Origin of the sequence: Streptomyces sp. HP-A2021 (assembly GCF_022807935.1) — a bacterium.
Taxonomy (GTDB): domain Bacteria; phylum Actinomycetota; class Actinomycetes; order Streptomycetales; family Streptomycetaceae; genus Streptomyces; species Streptomyces afghaniensis.
In genome coordinates, this window is record NZ_CP094344.1 from 1,365,657 (window position 1) to 1,383,430 (window position 17,774).

General features: G+C 69.0%; 8 protein-coding genes. 2 read left to right on the forward strand and 6 right to left on the reverse strand.

What is annotated here, in order from left to right; genetic code table 11:
* Positions 1–27 precede the first annotated feature (27 nt).
* Positions 28–483, reverse strand: a complete 456-nt coding sequence (locus tag MQE23_RS06325) for an ATP-binding protein (RefSeq protein WP_243378508.1) — start codon at positions 481–483, stop codon at positions 28–30.
* Between the two features lie 245 nt (positions 484–728).
* Here MQE23_RS06325 and MQE23_RS06330 point away from each other — a divergent pair, with 245 nt between their 5' ends.
* Both MQE23_RS06330 and MQE23_RS06335 read left to right on the forward strand, forming a co-directional pair.
* Positions 729–1,520: a helix-turn-helix transcriptional regulator gene (locus MQE23_RS06330; RefSeq protein ID WP_347710126.1), complete on the forward strand. Its 792-nt coding sequence runs from the start codon at positions 729–731 to the stop codon at positions 1,518–1,520.
* Positions 1,517–1,726, forward strand: a complete 210-nt coding sequence (locus MQE23_RS06335) for a DUF397 domain-containing protein (RefSeq protein ID WP_243378510.1) — start codon at positions 1,517–1,519, stop codon at positions 1,724–1,726. The genes MQE23_RS06330 and MQE23_RS06335 overlap by 4 nt, the downstream gene beginning before the upstream one ends.
* 20 nt (positions 1,727–1,746) lie before the next feature.
* On the opposite strand, the gene pglZ is transcribed toward MQE23_RS06335, so the two are convergent.
* The 5 genes from pglZ to MQE23_RS06360 form a co-directional block, all read right to left on the reverse strand.
* Positions 1,747–4,671 (reverse strand): BREX-2 system phosphatase PglZ, encoded by a 2,925-nt coding sequence (gene pglZ, locus MQE23_RS06340; RefSeq protein WP_243378511.1) that lies wholly within the window; start codon positions 4,669–4,671, stop codon positions 1,747–1,749.
* Positions 4,671–8,570 carry a phage resistance protein gene (locus MQE23_RS06345; RefSeq protein WP_243378512.1) on the reverse strand — a complete coding sequence of 1,300 codons (3,900 nt, stop codon included), beginning with the start codon at positions 8,568–8,570 and terminating at the stop codon, positions 4,671–4,673. The genes pglZ and MQE23_RS06345 overlap by 1 nt, the downstream gene beginning before the upstream one ends.
* Before the next feature lie 102 nt (positions 8,571–8,672).
* Positions 8,673–12,284, reverse strand: coding sequence for a BREX-2 system adenine-specific DNA-methyltransferase PglX (pglX, locus tag MQE23_RS06350; RefSeq protein ID WP_243378513.1), 3,612 nt, complete (start codon positions 12,282–12,284; stop codon positions 8,673–8,675).
* Entirely contained in the window at positions 12,281–16,948 is a 4,668-nt protein-coding gene (gene pglW / locus MQE23_RS06355) for a BREX system serine/threonine kinase PglW (RefSeq protein WP_243378514.1), read from the reverse strand. The genes pglX and pglW overlap by 4 nt, the downstream gene beginning before the upstream one ends.
* Positions 16,949–17,161: 213 nt before the next feature.
* On the reverse strand, positions 17,162–17,749 hold the full coding sequence (locus tag MQE23_RS06360; protein WP_243378515.1) for a hypothetical protein: 588 nt from the start codon (positions 17,747–17,749) through the stop codon (positions 17,162–17,164).
* Between the last annotated feature and the right edge of the window lie 25 nt (positions 17,750–17,774).

The window sequence follows — 17,774 nt, forward strand, 5'->3', positions numbered from 1 at the left end:
TCGCCCAGTCCCCGCAGGACATCCGGCTCACGACGGGTGCGTGATCTCCGCCCACACGGTCTTCGTGTGGGCGTCTCGCGCCTGGCAGCCCCACTTGGCGGCGTACGCGGCAACGAGGAGCAGGCCCCGGCCTGTCTCCGCCTCCAGTGCGTCGAGGGCGGTGGGCGGCGTGGCTGCCGCCTTCGGGAGGCGTTCCGGGCGGGTGTCCGTGACCTCGATACGGACTGCGCCCGGGAGCCGTGCCAGCGACAGCAGGAAGTCCCGGCCTGGCAGTCGGCCGTGCGTGATTGCGTTCGCTGTCAGTTCCGCCGTGACGGCCGCGGCGGCGTGGGATGCCTCCGAGTCGTACGGGATTCCCCAAGCGGCGAGCCGCTCGGCGGTGAGGCGGCGGGCGAGTCGGGCGCCGCGTCTGGTGCTGCTGAGGCGGACGGTGAACTGCTCGGTAGAGGCGGAGGGTTCGGGGGCGGCGTCGGCCAGTTTCATGCGGTGACCGTCTCGTCACGGCCACCGTCCTTGCCAGGTCGGAGGGTGGTAGCCGATCACGGGTACGGCTCCGGTACGGGTTTGTACGGCCGTTGTACGGGTCCGCACCGCGCATCGGCTGGACCGAGGTGTCGTTGATCAGGTCGCACCAGGACTGTGACAGATCAGGGGGCGACATGGGCAGGGCAGCGGAGCGCACGTGCCAGACCACGGGCCGACGCAGGCCGGAGAAGGAACGGCCGACCGTGTGGAGCGCCTACGGCAAGCTGCTGCGCCTGTTCCGCGAACGAGCGGGGCTGACGCAACAGGGGCTCGCGGACGCCATCGGGTACTCGGTGGAGCAGGTGGCTTCGGTGGAGCAGGGGCGGCGCGCAGCGAAGTCCATCCTCACCGAGGCGGCAGAACAGGTGCTGGGTGCAGGCGGTGCTCTACGGGTTCTTCAGGATGATGTAGACCAGGCGAAACTGCCCGCGTTCTTCCAGGATTTCGCCTCCATCGAGGTTGAGGCGGTCAGCCGTCTCTCGTACGACCCGCTACTCATTCCTGGACTGCTGCAGACGGAGGCTTACGCCCGTGGTCTCTTCACTGCTCACTGCCCGGCCCTGGAAGAGGAGGTAGTCGACCTGCACACCGAAGCCCGTCTCCATCGACAGCAGTTGCTTACTCGGACGCCTATCGTCGAGTTGTCGTTCATCATCGGCGAGGCGGCACTCACCAACCCCATCGGTGGTGATGAGGTGATGGCCGAGCAGCTTGTGCGCCTGGTGGACAGGGCAAAGCTCCGCAACGTGACCGTTCAAGTCATGCCTGCCGCATACGGCTTCCACCCCGGCCTCAACGGCGGCTTCGTCGTGCTGGAGACAGCAGAGCACCGTCAGGTCGGCTACGTCGAGTCCCAGGAAGTGGGGACCGTGGTCACCGATCCCATCCAGGTCAGCGCCTTCAGCTCTCGGTATGGGAAGCTGCGCTCGCAGGCGTTGAACCCCGAGGAATCCGTACGCTTCCTCGGGGGACTGGCAGGGGAGACCACAGCATGAACGTTGATACTCACACCGGCGGCGGCGAGGGCCAGCTCCACTGGCGCAAGAGCAGCCACAGCGGCTCGGGGGGTGGCGACTGCGTAGAGGTCGCCGCCACACCCGCCGCCGTCCACGTCCGGGACTCGAAGAGGCCCCTGGCGGCCTCTCTCACCTTCTCCGCAGAGCAGTGGAGCGCGTTCGCCGCCTACGCCGGGCAGGCATAAGCGAACGAACCGCCTCACCCCTACCCCAGCTCGAACTGGTCCCTCAGCAGAGCCGTGTGCAGCCGAAGCGTGCGGCCGTCGGGGAGGGTCTCCAGGACCTGGACTCCGTCGTAGTTGAGGAGCTGCCGTAGGACGGCAGCGAAGCCGTCGCCCCGTGTGGGCGGCAGACCGATGCGCTGGGCGAGGGCCGTGACCGGGAGGGTGCCCGCGTCGACGAGGGTCGCGAGCGCCTTCCTGATCTGTTCCTGCGGCGGCTTGCGGGCCAGGAGTCCGAGCTGGGCCAGGTAGGTCTCCGAGGCGAGGAGGCCGTTGACCAAGATCTCGTCCGGGGAGACCAGGGTGGGAGTGACGAGGGTGTCGTCGCCGCCCGCAGTGACGGCCACGTCGAAGAGGGCGTCGTGGGTCTTCGCGAGTTCGGCCTGTTCCTTCTTCGGCTTAGCCGCCGTCCTCTTCGCCGGGACAGCAGCCTGGGCCACTGGACGGGCCGCGACAGGATCAGGGGTCCGCGTGCCGGTGGACCACCACTCCGGCCGCTGCTCCCCCAACTCCCGCCACCCCTGCGGTGGTTCCGCGCCGAACGGCAGAAACGCGAGCACCGGGATGGTGAACTCGGCGAGCGACGCGCCGCCGTGGTAGCCGGCCTTGAGCGAGGTGTAGCGGGAGTCGGTGTCCCACAGGGCGACGATGGTCGCGCCAGGCTCGGGCCAGACGACCCGGGGACCGGACAGCGTGATCTCCTGCTCGGCGAGCGGGCCACCGCCGGGGAGGCGGTGCCGGGCGGACGGCGGTTCCGCCGCCTCCACCCGCACACCGTGCCGGTCGACGACGTGCCCGTGGTCGCTGGTGAGGACGACCGCCATGCCCTGGGCGGCGGCCACCCGCAACAAGTCGCGCAGCCCGGCGACATGATCGACGTGCCAGGCGCCGTCGCCGAGCTTCTGCTCCTTGGCGAGCCGGTCGTCGATGGTGTTGAGGACGACCGCGACGTGCGACTTGCCGTCGGTGAGCGCCTCGGTCAGTGCGGGACCGAAGGTGTCCCCGGCCTGCTCGGCGCGCAGGTCGTCCTTGTGGAAGACGGCGGCCGGAGCGCCGCCCCACAGCTTGTGCGCCGGGAACAACCGCTTCTCGTCGGCCTGGGTGCCCTTCATCAGCCGACCCGCGAACAGAGAGGTGCGGGACACGGTGGTCAGGGTGGGCAGTGCGGCAGCCATGGCGCGACGCTGCGGCCCGCCATGGGTCAGCGGGTCGAACTCGGCCCAGGTGCGGCGCAGTTCCTCACCAAGTTCGTTGCCGATGGCGGCGCTCATGCCGTCGAGGACGAGGAGCAGCACGCGCCGTCCCTCGCCGTGGTGGACGACGGGCTTCACGACCTGGTCGAGGAAGGTCTCCACGGTCAGCATCGAGCCGGGCTGGGTGCCGGACTCGGTCCAGACGGCGAGTGCGCGGGCGAAGGAGGCGTCGATGGCGCGGCGCCGTTCACGGACCCGCGTGCCGAGCGCGTCGTACGCGGCCTTCAGCACCGGGTCGGGGTCGCCGCCGGCCTCGATGTGTTCGAGGGCCATGTCGACCCAGCCGGTCTCGGTGACATGTCGCTTTATGGCGTCGCCCACGGTGTGTGATTCGGCGGGCGGTTCGGTGGCCAGCCAGCGGGCGAGCCGCTGGCCCATCCGGGCACGTTCGATACGCGCGGACTCCTCCGGGTCACCGGCGAGTTCGTGATTAGCCAGGTGCCGTACGGCGTCCGTCACCGCGTCCGTGTCGGCGGCAGCGGCGAGGGCATGTCCCACGGCGGTGAACCGGGCCTCCAGCCCACCGGTCATCACCGGGCTGGACTCGACGGCCTTTTCCGCGCCGAACTGCCGGGCCAAGGCCGCCGCCCGGTCGAGGACGATCCCGGTCAGGCGGCGGGCCTCGCGCGCCCGGTCCGGGTCCGTCGTGCCGGCGGTCCGGTGGCCGGTGGCGAGCAGAGCGACGACGTACTTCTCGGCGGCCCGGCCGAAGACGGACACCAGCGTGTCGAGCTGGTCACCGGTGGCCGGGGGCCGGTCTCCGAAGTAGCGCTCGGCTCGGCCGCGGGCCTGATATGTCTCGGGCGCTGGCTCGGCGTGCTCCCACAGGGCAGCGCACACCAGGCCGAAGGCGACCGCGTCGGCTCCGCGTTCGGCGTCGACGAGGGCGAGCAGTGCGCGCCCGGCGAGTCCGGCCTGGTCGTCCTCGGCGAGGAAGGCGGCAAGCCCGGTTCGTTCGGGGCCGCGCAACCCGAGGAGCCGTTCGGGGCCGCCCGCGCGTGTGGACCAGTCCAGTAGGGCCTGCGCGTCGAGCCGTTCGTCACCGGCCCGCTGCGCGGGGGCGACGGCGCTGTCGGTGTCGTAGCGGCCAAGGCGCAGACGGCGCTGGGCGAGCGCGGTAAGGGCGTACTGCCGGGAGAGCCAGCCGCCGGAGACGGGTGGCCAGCCGCCGGGCGGGGTGGCGTCGAGCAGGGCCTCGGCGGCCCAGTTGGCGTCCTTCAGACGCGGATCGATCTGCCGGGCGCCGAATGCCTCCCGCACCACGTCCCAGCTGTCGACGGTTTCGATGGCCTTCTTGTGGACGCGGGCGAGGATCGCGGGGTCGAGTTCGTGCTGTTCGCGGTCGGTGAGGACGACGAGGACGGCGGGGCCGGGGGTGCGACCCGCGAAGTGGTCGAGGACCAGTTCGTGGACGGCGAGCGGGGACAGCGCGGCTGCGACGCGCGCGGTGCGCCCCTCGGCCCAGGCGGGCTCAGCAGGTCCGTCCCACTGGGGCGCGGAGCGCAGCAGCACGACCCTGCGTCGGTCCTCCCGTCCCGGCCGGAGGGAGGCGGCGAGCTGCGGCTGGGAGGAGAGGTACTGGGTGACGGTCGCGGTGTTCAGCCGGACCGCGCCCGGTACGGCGGCGGAGTCGGAGGAGGGAGCGGTGGTCGTCATCAGTCGACAACCCGCCAGGTGATCTCGATGGTGGCTTCCGGGTTGCTCTTCGCCAGCTCGGTCAGCTCCGACTCCAGCGCCTTGACCGCCTGACGGGCGGTGGTGGTGCGGCGGCCACCTGCGGACTGCCCTGCCGTGCCGGTCCCTTGTTGGGCGCCGGGCTGCTGGGTGAAGTCGATACGCGGGTCGCTGGTCACCGTGTTCAGGGACAGGTCGTCGGCCTTCGCCGGGTCCGTGTCCGTCGTCGGCGCGACGGGGGCGGGCGGCGGGGTGGCCGCCGCCTGGTTGCGCTTGATCAGGGCGAGGATTTCCCGCTCGGTGCGCTTAAGTGCCTCGCGCAGGTCGGCGGTGCGCTGGTCGCCGCGGGCCACGTTGCGCAGCGAGTCGAGCAAGGCCGCGCCCTCCGCGCCGAGCCCGATGCCGAGTTCCAGGGTGTGCCAGGACGCCTCGGTCACGGCGCGGGCGACGCTGCCGGCCTGCTTGACGGAGGTGCCGTACCGGTCGGCGCTGACCTCGCCCAGGTCGAACCCAGCGAGGGCCTCCACGGTCTTCTTGGCCCCCGCTCCGCCCTGCGCCGCGCCGCCGGTGAGCGTCGCCAGGAACTGGAGGGAGCGCCGGGCGAGGGCGAGGCGTCCGGTGTCGTCGGTCTCGTCGAGCCCGAGGAAGGTGGCGTGCTCCTCCAGCCGTCGGACGAGTTCGGCTGCGTCCTCCTTGAGGGAGCGGGCGGACTCGGTGATCTGGCGGGCGAACTGGTTGACCATGCGCCCGCGGCGCAGGGTGGGCGCCTTCTGCCCGAAGATCGTCTCGTAGCGCTGCCGTGCCGTGGTCCAGTCGTCCTCGCTGGGCAGGGGCTGGCTGCGCAGGGCGTCGTGGTCCTTGATCGCGGAGAGTTCCGGCGCGGGGTCGAGGACGGTGCCCCCGCGCACCCACACCCGGTCGTCCATCTCGGCGAACGAGGCGACGACGAGTCGGGCGAGGAAGTCGGGCAGACCGCGCGGCTCGGGCTGGTCGGTCCAGTCGGTGAGCGTGATCAGCGTGAGGTCGCCGGTGGCGCCCTGGGCGCTGGCGAGCTGCCGGAAGTGGTCGGCCCAGTAGCGGGACAGCTCGAAGTACGCCTCCTTCTGCTGTCCGAGGCGCAGCGGCCCGGCGACGCGTTGCATCAGCTTGCGGTCGCCCGCCGGGACCTCGACGCGTCCGTCGCGCGCCTCGGCGGCGGCCCGTACGTGGGTGAACACCTTGCGCGCGTCGAGAGGCTTGACGGCGGTGCCGGAAGCGTCGGGGTCGAGGTTGGGGTGGGCCGGGTACTGGTGGGCGAGCAGCTTGCCCGCCACGTGTCGGATGCCGTCGTAGAGGGACTGCCCGAAGGACAGGGTGAGGTCGTCGACGTCGGGCAGGGCCACCAGGTGGTCGTCGAAGTCGACCACCACGTCGGCGGCCTGCTTCTGCGCGAGCCCGTACGCCTGCTTGAACGCGCCCTTGACTTGCTTGAGCAGGGCGTCCCGCTGGGTCTCCAGCAGGCCCTTGGCGCGGCTGCGATTGTCGGCGTTGAGGTGGCCTGCGTACTGGGTGTCGAAGCGGTGCTCGTCGGCGAGGGCCTTGTCGATGACGACGAGCCGCCTGAAGTCGGTGAGGCGCTGCGCGGACAGGTGCGCGGGCAGCCAGGCGATGCTGCGGGAACGCTCGCCCTGCTGGCGTTCACGCAGGCGCTGCATGCGGTTGGCGTCCTCGACGGGCCCCCACTCGCCCTCGTCGAAGGGAAGGTCTATGGCGATCCGCCAGCAGCCGTCCTGCTGCGGCATCAGGTCGTGGTCGGGCAGCTCGTCCTCGTCGGCGACGTTGCCGAAGACGACCTCGGCGGTGCGGGCGGTGCCGCGCCAGACGAAGCTCAGCTCGTCCGCGAACTGGCCGTGTTCGACGCCGAGTTCCTTCGACAGCAGTCGCCGGGCGAGGGCGACGCGGTTGCCGGGATTGTCGTTGACCTGCGCGTTGGCGATGACGGAGTCGACGTCGACGCCGGACAGTTCCAGCCGGACACCGGGGTTGGTGTCGGTGCCGGTCTCCTTGATCTCGGGGAACCGGGCCGCCCACTCGGCGACCTTGTTCTTGATGATGCCGACTTCGCTGCCCGGGATCGGCGCCATGACCGACCCGTGGTTCAGCGCCCCGAGCCGGCGGATCGTCAGCTCGGACAGGGCGGGCACGCTGGGGGCGAGCGCGGACAGCAGCAGCGTGCACACGAGCCGGTTGTCGCCGACGAACAGGCGGCAGCGGTTGGCCAGTTGCGGGTTGCCGAGGGTGTCGGGCCGGTTCAGGTACTGCTCGACGTCGTCCTCGGTGATGTCGTACGAGCTGAGCAGGTACGGCCGCAGCTTCGTCTTGTACAGCTTGTCGGCGGCCTCGAAGACCACCTTGAGGCTGTCGGTGAACGGCTTGTCGCCGCCCTCCGCGATCACCGGGTACAGGTCGCCGACTGGGATGAGCTGGCCGAGCCGGATCTCGTCGCGGTGGTCGGCGAGGAGCTGACCCATCAGCTTCAGACCGGTACGGGAGCGCTGCAGCGCGGACGAGATATGGACGAGAGTGTCCATGAACGCCGGCGAGAACGGGTACGTCAGCCGGAACGACTCCGCGTCCGCACCGGTCGTGCCCTTGTCGGAGCCGAGCAGGGTGTCCCACACCTGGGTGCCGACCCGCTTGGTCTGCTCGAAGGCCGCGTCGATGAGGCGCTCCGCCTCGGCGTTCTTCGGCTTGAGGAGACGGGCGTGGGCGATCTGCGGGAGGTTGCGGTCTTCGAGAGTGATCTTGTCGAACCGCCCGGAGGCCAGGTTCAGGGTGTCCTGGATGGACGACTCGGCCGCACCGGAGACCTCCTCTCCGACCAGCTCGCGCAGATCGCGCTGGCGGGCGATGAACGACACGACGGGGATGGCACGGCGAGCGTCGCCGCCCTCCACGAAGTTCGTGATCTTGCTGGCCTCGCGGGCCACGAACTTCTCGTCGTGGATGAGGGTGGCGAGCCAGAGGATCAGCTCGTCCATGAAGAGGATCAGGCCGTCATAACCGAGCGACTTGGCGTGCTCGGCGATGACGGAGAGACCGGCGTCGAGGGAGACGAACCCGTGCTCGTCCTCGGCGGCGTTCTTGGCGAAGCTGGGCGAGAGGCGCGTGATCGCGTCTTGAACGAGGCGTGCGCGCAGCTCAGAGGGAGTGGAGGGGTTCACCAGATTCAGGACCTCGCCGTCCTCGTGCACCTCTTCTGCGGTCAACGCCGTGTCGAGGAGGTCCGGGGTCCAAGTGAAGCTTTCGCCCCACTCGTCCTCATCGCCGTCGTCGGACTCCCCGGAGCTGAGGCGCTGGATGACGGCCGCATCGCCGTAGCTGGCGCGGTCGGCCCGGATGTCGTCGAACAGGCCGTCCGTCCGGTACACCTGCGGAGTGGGCGCATCGGGGTGCAGCCGCTTGACGTGGCGTACATAGCCACCGAGCACGCGCTGTTCGAGGGCCTTGGCACCGAGCATGTGGTACGGCACCAGCAGGAACTTCTTGCCGTCCGTGCCGAGCCACTCGTGTTTGGTGAGTACGGAATCGAATTCGGTGCGGGCACGGGCGGCCGGGTTGCCGCTCAGCAGCGCGTAGAGCACGGCCATGAAGTGCGACTTACCGGAACCGAAGGAACCGTGCAGGTAGGCCGCCTTCGAGCGGTCCCCGTCCAGAGCGGCCTTGATGAGGTCAAGCGCCTCGTCGAAGTTCTCCAGCAGCCGCTCCGTGACGACGTAGTCCTTGAGCGCGTGCTCGGCGCCGTCCGGTGTCGTGGCCTCGGCGAGGGACAGCACGAAGTCCGAGGTGGAGATGGACTCCTTGATGTCGATGACATCGCGGAGGAGCGGCTGCTGGGCCATGGTGTGTCTCGCTCTCCTTACGGGTGCGGCACGGGACGGGGCTGCGGACGGGCGGGTTGGCGGGAGGCGGCGGCCGAGGCTCGGTGGCCGCCGCCTCCTGGGCTACTTCTTCGTGGCGGCGCCGCGACCTCGGGTTGCGGCCGGGGGACGCCAGGCGCGCAGGTCGTCGTCAGTGAGACCGTGCTCGCCCTGCAACTGCTGGCGGTAACCGGCGAAGAAGTCAGCCGGGGAGCCGCTGTACAGCATGTCGAACTCGTTGTGCCACTGGTACAGCCAGGGCTGCAGTTCCAGCAGGCCGGCGAGGAACGGCGTGATCTCTTCAGTGGTCAGCGCGGTGTTGGTGAAGTACGTCGCCAAGGCCTGCGCCTGCTCACGGTGGTCCCAGCCAGCCCAGCCGTACAGCTCGGGGGTGGCAGCGTTGGTCTGCCCGTAGGAGATGAACCGCTCCTTGGGCACGTCCAGCTTGCCGCGCGCCTTCCAGTAGGAGGCGCGCAGGAAGTCCGCCGAGGTGTACTTCGGCGGCACGGGGATGGAGTCCCGGATCTTCCGCTTGGCCGGCTCGTCGGGTGCGGCGTCCTCCTTGCGCTGGAGGTCCCACACCTCCTCCCAGTCCACGCGCTTCTTGAGCCCGGAGGGCTTGTAGCGCAGGGCGGAGAGGAATGGGACGTGCTCGTCCGTGATCAGCTCGGCGACGACCTTCGGGAGATCCTTGCGGGGCGCGTAGAGCTTGGCCACGGAGACGAAGTCCTCGTCGCGGGACAGGGCGTCGGTGAGGCGGGAGAGTGTGAGGATGCTCGGCTGACCGTTCTCGTCGAACCAGTGGTCGCGGTTCTCCATACGGTCGAGCAGCCAGGAGCGGAGGGCCTTCTCCTGGAGGGCGTCCCATCCTTCGGTGGCCCAGCGGCGCTTGTACTCGGGGCGCTCGACCATGCCGATAGCCCGGTTCGACTCGATAGCGTCGATGCGCTTCTGGACGACCTCACGGTAGGGGGCGGGCCAGTGAGCGGGGATCTCTGTGATGGGGGTGGAGTTGTGCCGCTTGAACCACTCGTCGCTGGCCTCGCCTGCGGTTACGCGGCGGGCTAGGACGATCTCGAAGGCACGCTCGCCGAGGGCGAGTTCGGGGACGTTGGGGTCGTCGGGGTTCTCCGAGACGCGGAGGTCTTCGCGGTGGAGGTTGTATAGGGCGTAGACCTGCCAGTCCAGCTCCTCCTGGAGGGCGATCATGCGGGCATGGGAGGCATGCCAACAGACTTTGGCACTTTGGAGTGCAGCGACAGTGGGAGTCGTCTCGCCAGCTACGGTTGCAGGGCTGGACGCGGCAAGTTGCTGAGCCAAAGAGTCGAGAGCAGCGGCAAGCTTGACAGGACTTCCAGCCGGAAGCGGGAATTCTTCCAGCTTAGTACCAGTGAAATCGTATCGATGCTCCCAAAGCTCATCAGAAATGCCGCCACCAATACCCCCATTACCCTTCGAATGATTCACCATTTTCAGCCAGAACCCAGCAGTTGAGCTGTTCAAGAGTCCGAGCAGATGCAGATATTCCTCCTCGCGCGACCCTTCGGGCAACTTAATCACCGGGGCAGACTGCTTGAAAATTTTTCCTCCACGATCCAGTGCAAACTGGTTATGAGTGGACACGATCACAAAGGAAATAGACAAGGGAGTTTTATAACGCCCAGCAAAAAACATCGAGTATTCGAACCAGGCGAGCCCACGTTCAAGCTGAGTCTTACCGAATGCGACACGCCCTCGCAGATGCCCCTTGTACGGCCAGAGCAGTCGCTCGATTGGATTGGAAATCTCTGCCGCCAAGTCTACCTCTGAATACGGCCAGAGGGACACCTCTGGCTGCCAGGTAAGGTAGTCACGTACATCAACGCCAGCCACGATGGGTCGTTGATAACGATGAGGAATACCATGCCGCTTCAGCGCCCCAGCACCGAGTTCATAGGCTTCATGCTCACGAGGCACGGCGGTAGCACCGATGGTCTGGACGACTTCGCGGAGCTTCCTCTGTCCTGCAAACTCGATTTCCTGAACCATCTCTAGGCCGCCGCTGGAAAGAATCCACGGATGCTTAGAAAGATACCGAGCACGGTCCAGGTCATCCACGGAAACCCATCGACTGGACGACCCAGGGTCATCAATTTGACTGGCAATCGCCGACCAGACAAGACCGTTCTCACCACGTTCGGGCGCAACGGGTTCACCTTGAACTCCACGAACTGTACGAACCAAGGATGAACGGCTCGCCCCCCCTCGACGCTTGCCTACGAGGATCACTGTTGGTGTTCCATGACCGGGAATATAGGCACCAGAAGTGTCGATTACTTCTGTAAGTTCAACCTCGTTGGCGAAATATCGCTCGACCAGGTTGGTACCGAATTCACGCTTCATGAACGAATTCGACGTGATCTGCCCGACCATGCCAACGCCACTACCGTCCGGCTTCCCTCTTTTCGCCAACTCGAAGAAGCGCTGCATAAAAGGAACAGACAAGGCGTACGCGCCCACACATGTGTCGTACAACTCCCTGTACAGCTCGTTTAGCCCTTTATCCCGCACAGTGATATAGGGAGGATTCCCCACCACCAGGTGGTACCGTCCCTGCTGCAAGATTCCCGGATGCCCGTGCACGTCCTCCGTGGCGTACGCGAACGAGGCAAGCGCGTCGTCTTCACTCTCCTCATCTCCGCCCAACGTTAGCTCCAGCTGCCGAGCCTTGATGAGGGAGTCCCCTACCGCCAAATGGATCGGCCACTCGTACGTGGCCGCCTCCCCCAGCGTCCGCACACCACCAGCTGCCATAGCCGCAACCAACAACCGGAACCGAGCAATAGCCACCGCGAACGGGTTGATATCCACCCCGTGCACCGAGTCCAGCGCTTCCCGCACCCGCTCATGCACATCCCGCCCCGGTTGCCCCTCCGCCCACAGCCGCACCAGCCGCCGAAACGCCCCCAGCACAAAGTGTCCCGACCCACACGTGGGATCGATCATCTTCAGGCCCTCGTACCCGAACTCCCGAACCGCCGGGTTCATCGTTCGGTCGAGGATGAACTCCTCCACAAACTCCGGCGTCTGGAGCAGCGCATACGTCTTACGCGCGGCCTCGCTCAAGTCCTGATACAGGTCACCCAGAAACCGCGTGTCCCAGCCTTCGGTCCCGTCCTCGTTCAGCGGGTCCGTGAAGTCGTGGACAAGCACACCCGCCTCGTCCCGCTGCCGCCAGAACTCCACCAATTCCCGCGCACCATCATGCGACAGCGGAATCTGGTACAGCGGGTTGTGCCGCTTGTCGAACAACAGCCGGCCCGCCTGGCCCGCGCCCAGCTCCTCGAACGCCTTCTCCAGCCACCCGCGGTAGGTCGGATCCTCCTCCGCCTCCACATACGCGTCGTACCGCGCCTCCGCTAGCTCCCGCCGGTCACCATCCGCACCCGTCAGGTACGGCTCCGGGATCAGCCGGTTGTCCTCGCAGAAGCGCACGAACACCGTGCCCAGCACCCACGCCACTGCAACCTGCGTAACCCGCTCGTCCAGCCACGAGTTCCACGTCGCCGCCGTACGCCCCAGCTTGCGCGCCTGGTCGTACTCGGCGCGCAGCCTCGCCCCGACGTCCCCCAGCGCCTTCACCTGCTTGCCGAGGTCGGTCTCGACCGCCTTGACCTGCTGCTTCAGGTCGTCCAACAGAGCCTTGCGGTCGATCACTTCGCGTCTCCCTCGACACTACGCACCACTACCTTGCCGGACCCGCGATGGACGTTGTCCACCCACGTGTCCGGAAGCTGAATCCACTCCCCCAGGCCGGCCTGGTACGGCACGGCCACCTGCCCGAGCCTCGGCTCGCGCGCGGGGTCACTCTGGGGAACCAGCAACCACAGTCCACGGCCACCCCGCCGAGCAGCCGAAGCGAGCCGATGCAGAACACCCATCGCGTCGTACCGGGCGAACACGCCGGCCTCCGTCAGCAGCACCGGGCCGGTCCCGCACCCAGCGCCGAGCCGTTCCTCGATGCGCGGCGCAACCGCACCCCACGCCGTCTGCGCGTAATCGGCGAACCGCAGCGCACCCGTCGAGCCCGGCTTGGCGACGTCCGCCTTGAGCAGGGTCTCCCACGTCGGCTTGGTGCCCGGCGTGACCTGGGCGTGCAGGGCCTCGATGAACAGCTCGGTCACCGAGACGGCCTCGGCGCCCAGCCGTTCGGCGCCCAGTTCTCGTATGGCGTCCCGCACGAGCCGCTGGCTCACGGTCAGCACCCGGTAGCCATCCCGCCGCGCGGACGCGACCAGCCGCTCCTCCGCGCGCACCGCGCTCGCGAGCAGCGGGTCGTCGGCGTACCGCGTCACCGCGCCCGTACGCGTGGACTGCCGCCAGGCCCCCGTCGTCAGGTAGCTGGACGTGTCATCCACCCGCGTCGGCAAGTAGCGGAGCGTCTTCGTGTCCTCGCGCGTGCCGAGCGACAACTCAAAGCCGGCCTCGCGCAGCGCCTTGGTCAGCGGGCCGGCGGTCGGCAGGTCCTGGGTCAGCCCGCCGCGACCGTCGGGCACCGCTAGCTCGGGAAAGCGCGCCCGCAGCCGCTCGTGCACGTCCTCGCCGGTCAGACCCGGCTGGCGGCCCTCCGGGACGCCCGGGATCCAGCGCACGAGACCAGCCTGAGTCAACCGCAGCGCCCGCACCAGCGACAGGTCGCGCGGGTAGATCTCCAGGCGCGGGGTCGCCGCCGCGTTCACGGAGGCCGCTGCGGCCAGTTCGACCATGCGGCGCTCGTCCCAGTCGACGGTGCCGGGCGGCATCTCCAGCGCGCCCAGCTCCGCCAGTACGGTGGCAGCCGTCGGCAGGGTGTCCAGCCGGGCCAGCCGGTCCGCCGTACGGCCGAGACGGCTCGCGTAGTCCAAAAGGCCCGGCGCGGTCGGGGTGTCCGGGGCATCGTCCTCGCGGACGTCCAGGGCCAGCAGGCCCGCCCCCAGCGACTCCTCCGTCGCCTTGCGGTTGGGCTGATGCTGGAACTCGGCCTCGTCCGGGACGAGTTGCTCGACCTCGACGACGGCCCGTACCGCCGCCAGCGCCAGCGCACGGCGCTGCTCACGCCCAGCGAGCTGGCTGCCGCGCCGGACTGCGAGGGCGTCCGCGATCTCGACAGCGGACGCGACCCGGCCCATGCCCGCGAGCAGTTCGAGGATCTCGGAGCGCAGGGCCTGGACGGCCCGGTCGGCCTTCCAGCGCTTGCGCTCCTCCTTGAGCATCTGCGGGATGCGGCCCGCGCTCAGGTTCAGAGCCGCGGCGACGTCCTTCTGCTTCGGCCAGACGCCGATCTCCGGCAGAAGGCCGTGCTCGTCGGGCAGGCGCAGCAGCAACCGGACCATCTCGGCCTTGTTGCGGTTGGAGCCGTTGTTGTTGACGACCGGGACGAAGATCGTGGCGAGGGCGTCGAGGCTGATGGAGCGCAGGGCGCGCGCCGACAGGCCGCCGGCCGCGTCGCTCGTCGCCAGGGTGTCGGCGAGGGCTGACTCGGCGGCGGTGAGCTGGTCCAGTTCCTCCTGGGCCTCGGCCCGGCCCTCGGGTGTGAGCGGCGAGGCGGGCGTCTCGCGCAGTTTCTCGCCCCACTCTCGCTGGCGCTTCTGCACCTCGTTGCGGGTCTTGGCGCCTAGGCCGGGGGCGTTGACGAGCTTGCGGCGGCTGTAGTCCAGGAGCCCGCCGACCGTGGTGATGCCGAGGCCGTAGAGGAAGGACTGGGCGGCGCCCGTGAGGCCGGAAACGCTCAGCGGGGTGTCGAGGGCGACCTCGGCGGCCAGGCGGTCGCGCTGCTGCTCGGCGGTCTCCGGCTCGGCGTCCGCGATGACGCCGCGCTGTACGGCCTCGCCGTCGGCTCCCGCCTCGGAGGACGTCGCCGTGTGGCGCGTGCGGTGGCTGGAGGGGACGGTCTGCGAGGCGTCGAGGAAGATCTTGCGCCAGGCGTCCCGCATGGGCTTCAGCTCGGGGAACCGCTTGCTCGCGTCCCGGTGCAGTGCCTTCTGGAAGAAGGCGATGAGCCCGTCCCGTACGGCCGGGTCGAACGCCTCGGCGGCGATCGTCGGGTACGGCCACTCCTTCGCGTCCGTCATCCGGGGCAGGACGCTGCCGTCGCCCCACTTGGGCAGTTCGCGGCTGGCCATCTGGTGCAGGGTGACGGCTACGGCGTACCGCTCGGCGTGGGAGTCGTAGGAGCCGCGGGTGATGACGTCGACGAACGGGTCGAGGTAGCCCTCGGTGCCCGCGTCGGTGCTCTTGGCGGGGTAGCCGGCGAGCGAGAAGTCGATCAGGACCAGTTCGCGGGTGCGGTTGGGGCGGATGCGGATGGCGATGTTGTCCGGCTTGATGTCGCGGTGCCAGACGCCCTCGCCCTCCAGGAAGTCGACGGCGCCGAAGAGGTAGTCGCCGTACGCCTCCAGCTGGTCGACCGGGAGCCGGCCGTCGTCGCGGAGCTGGCGGGCCACCGTCTCCTCGCGGCGGCGCGGGGCCTTCCGCTCGCCCGCCGCGTCCGCGCTGTCGTCGCGCTCGTCGCCGACGTACTCCAGCGCGAGGACGGTACGGCCCGCGATGCTCAGCGGTTCCGGTTCGACGAGGCGGATGATGCCCGAGTGAGGGCGCAGGCGGCCCATCACGTCGGCCTCGCGGATGAGGATGTCGCCGCGGTTGTCGGACAGGGCGACCTTCAGCACGGCCAGCGGGCGCGTCCTGCGTGCCTCCGCCTCCAGGTCGCGGACGAGGAAGGCGCGGCTGGTGGAGCCGGTGCCGAGGCGCCGGCGGACCTCCCAGCGGCCGGCGAGCACGTCACCGGGGACGGCGTCCAGCGGGTCCTTCTCCGGGGCGTCGGCCGCGTCGGCGGCGGTCTCGGCGGCCGGGGCGGTGAGGGAGTCCTCGACGACTTCCAGCATCTCCAGGAAGTCGTCGACGCTGTGGAGGCGCTGGTCCGGGTTGTAGGCGGTGGCGGCCTGCACCAGTTCGTCGACGTCCTCGGACAGGCCGTCCACCAGGGAGCTGGGGCGCAGTCCCTCCCCCGCTTCCAGGCGGGCGCGCAGCTCGGCCTGGCTGGCGGCCGGGGCCTTGCCGGTGGCCAGAAGGTAGGTGAGGACGCCGAGGCCGTACACGTCGAGGGAGACGGGGTCGGGGCGCAGGGCGGTCAGCTCGGGGGCGAGGTAGGGGTCCTCGTCGTCGGCGAGGTGCATCGCGGACAGCGCGGTCGGCGCGAGCCGTGTCGCGCCCTGCCCCTGGGAGGAGTCCCCGGTGCGCTGGGTGGCGATCTGCCAGTCGGAGATCTTCAGCCTGGGGCTGAGCCAGGCGGCCTCCTCGCCGACGGCCTTGCCGGGGCCTCCGTCGGGGCGGGGCAGGACGTGGATGGAGCGGGCGGCCAGGGCACGATGGTGGATGCGGCGGGCGTGCGCGGAGCGCATGGTCTCGGCGAGCTGGCGGACCAGCGCCATCCGTCCGAGGATGTCGAGCTTCTCCCCGTACTGGACCAGGTACTCGTCCAGCTTCATGGTGCGGTCGTCGTAGTCGAAGACGAGGGCGGGGCCGGAGGGGTGGCCGGTCGGGAAGTACTGCCGGTAGGAGACGGCCCCGGGATGGCGGAAGCGCTGCAGGACGGCCGCCTCGCGGCGGGCGGCGTTCTCCACGGACTGGCGCAAGGAGGCGTCCGAGCCGCGCTCGCTGAGGTAGACACGGACGCGGGCACGCTCGGGCAGCTCGGTGTGGGCCGCCTTGTAGTCGGCCCAGGTCTGGCCGGAGTCGAAGGGGGTGCGCTCCAGCTCGTAGGGGCCGACCTTGTACTGGGCCTCGCTGCGGCGGATGCCGATGCGGTCCAGCGCGGTCTTGATCTCGCGGGAGTCGATCGCGGTGATGCGGCGCCGTTCGTCGCGCGGGGGCTGCTTGAGCATGTCGACCAGCTCGGCGACGGTGTGGACGCCGTTCTGGTCGTGGGCGGGCAGGCGTACGCGCAGGGCGTCATCGGTGAAGCAGACGGCCTCGCCGACCCACACCCGGCGGGCGCCGTGGCCCTGGCCGAGCAGGCTCGCCAGCTCCTTGGCCTTCTTGTTGACCAGGTGCAGGGGGTTGCCGTGGGTGCGCCGACGGCCGCTGGGGGTGGTCTGCACCCAGGTCCCGTTCTCGGACGTGACCGAGCCGTGCCAGTCCTTCAGCTCGATCATGTACATTCCGCCTGGCGCGACGACCAGCAGGTCGACCTCGCGGACGTGCCCCGTGTTCGCGGTGAACGTGAAGTTCGACCAGGCCCGCCAGGGGTCGGAGTCCGGCAGCTTCTCCCGGATCGCCTCCAGGCCGCGGTGTTCATGATCGAACTCGGACTCGGTGACCGTGACCCACCGGCCTTGCCGCATGCCTGACCCCACTCGTTCCGTTCCTCTCAGGCCCGCCGTTCCCCGAGGTCGAGCCTGTCGCAGATCCTAGTGGTTGCCTGGTACATGGGAAGAGTCCGTGAAAGACGGGACTATAGGATATTCAGCCCACGTGGGCTGGATGCTCGTGCCGCCTCCTGCCGAAGCAGGCGACAGAAGCCGCCCGATCAATGACATACAAGAGTAAAACACCCTTCACGTGGCGTCATAAGCGAGTTCAGCCAGGGCGAGAGCCTGCTTCAGAGTGTTTTCGTCACGAATCTGAATGTTCACCCTGTATCGGCGGTGGCCAGTTGCGAGCGGATAGGCGTCCGGCGCCAGCTCCGCGATCTCATCGCTGTGCAGCAGACGAAAGTTGACCACGCCCGTGGACGCGAAGGCATAGGCGAAACCGCCGAACTGGCTGCCCTTGCGGCGGAGGCGGAGGTACCCGGAATAGTCGAGCGGATCGCCCTCCTGCCACGTCTTGCGCTTGATGCCGTGCACTCCGACACTCTCCCAGGAGCCGGCTTCCGCCATGAAGTCGATGAACTGCTGCGCAGCGGGGTTGAAGGCGAGCTGCGCCTTCACCGTCTCCTGCCCCTCGTCCGCCACCCCCGGCACGTCGCCCTCTACTTGCCATCCGAAGTCCACGACGTCGTCACTGTCGGGGTCAGCGACCACCCGAGGTGTCGGGCGAGCGGTGTCGACCGTGCCGGGCAGCTGCTGGACGAGCTCGCGAACCACCTCGGACGCGTCGAGTTCCTCCGGCGTGCCCTCGAAGCGGAGATAGGTGAGCTTCACGGGTCCCCCTCCCGTTCTACGAACC

What these genes read in the sequence shown, in the direction of transcription:
- MQE23_RS06325 (WP_243378508.1), bottom strand. Translation starts at nt 483, where the DNA reads ATGAAACTGGCCGACGCCGCCCCCGAACCCTCCGCCTCTACCGAGCAG.
- pglW (WP_243378514.1), bottom strand. Translation starts at nt 16,948, where the DNA reads ATGCGGCAAGGCCGGTGGGTCACGGTCACCGAGTCCGAGTTCGATCAT.
- MQE23_RS06345 (WP_243378512.1), bottom strand. Translation starts at nt 8,570, where the DNA reads ATGGCCCAGCAGCCGCTCCTCCGCGATGTCATCGACATCAAGGAGTCC.
- MQE23_RS06335 (WP_243378510.1), top strand. Translation starts at nt 1,517, where the DNA reads ATGAACGTTGATACTCACACCGGCGGCGGCGAGGGCCAGCTCCACTGG.
- pglZ (WP_243378511.1), bottom strand. Translation starts at nt 4,671, where the DNA reads ATGACGACCACCGCTCCCTCCTCCGACTCCGCCGCCGTACCGGGCGCG.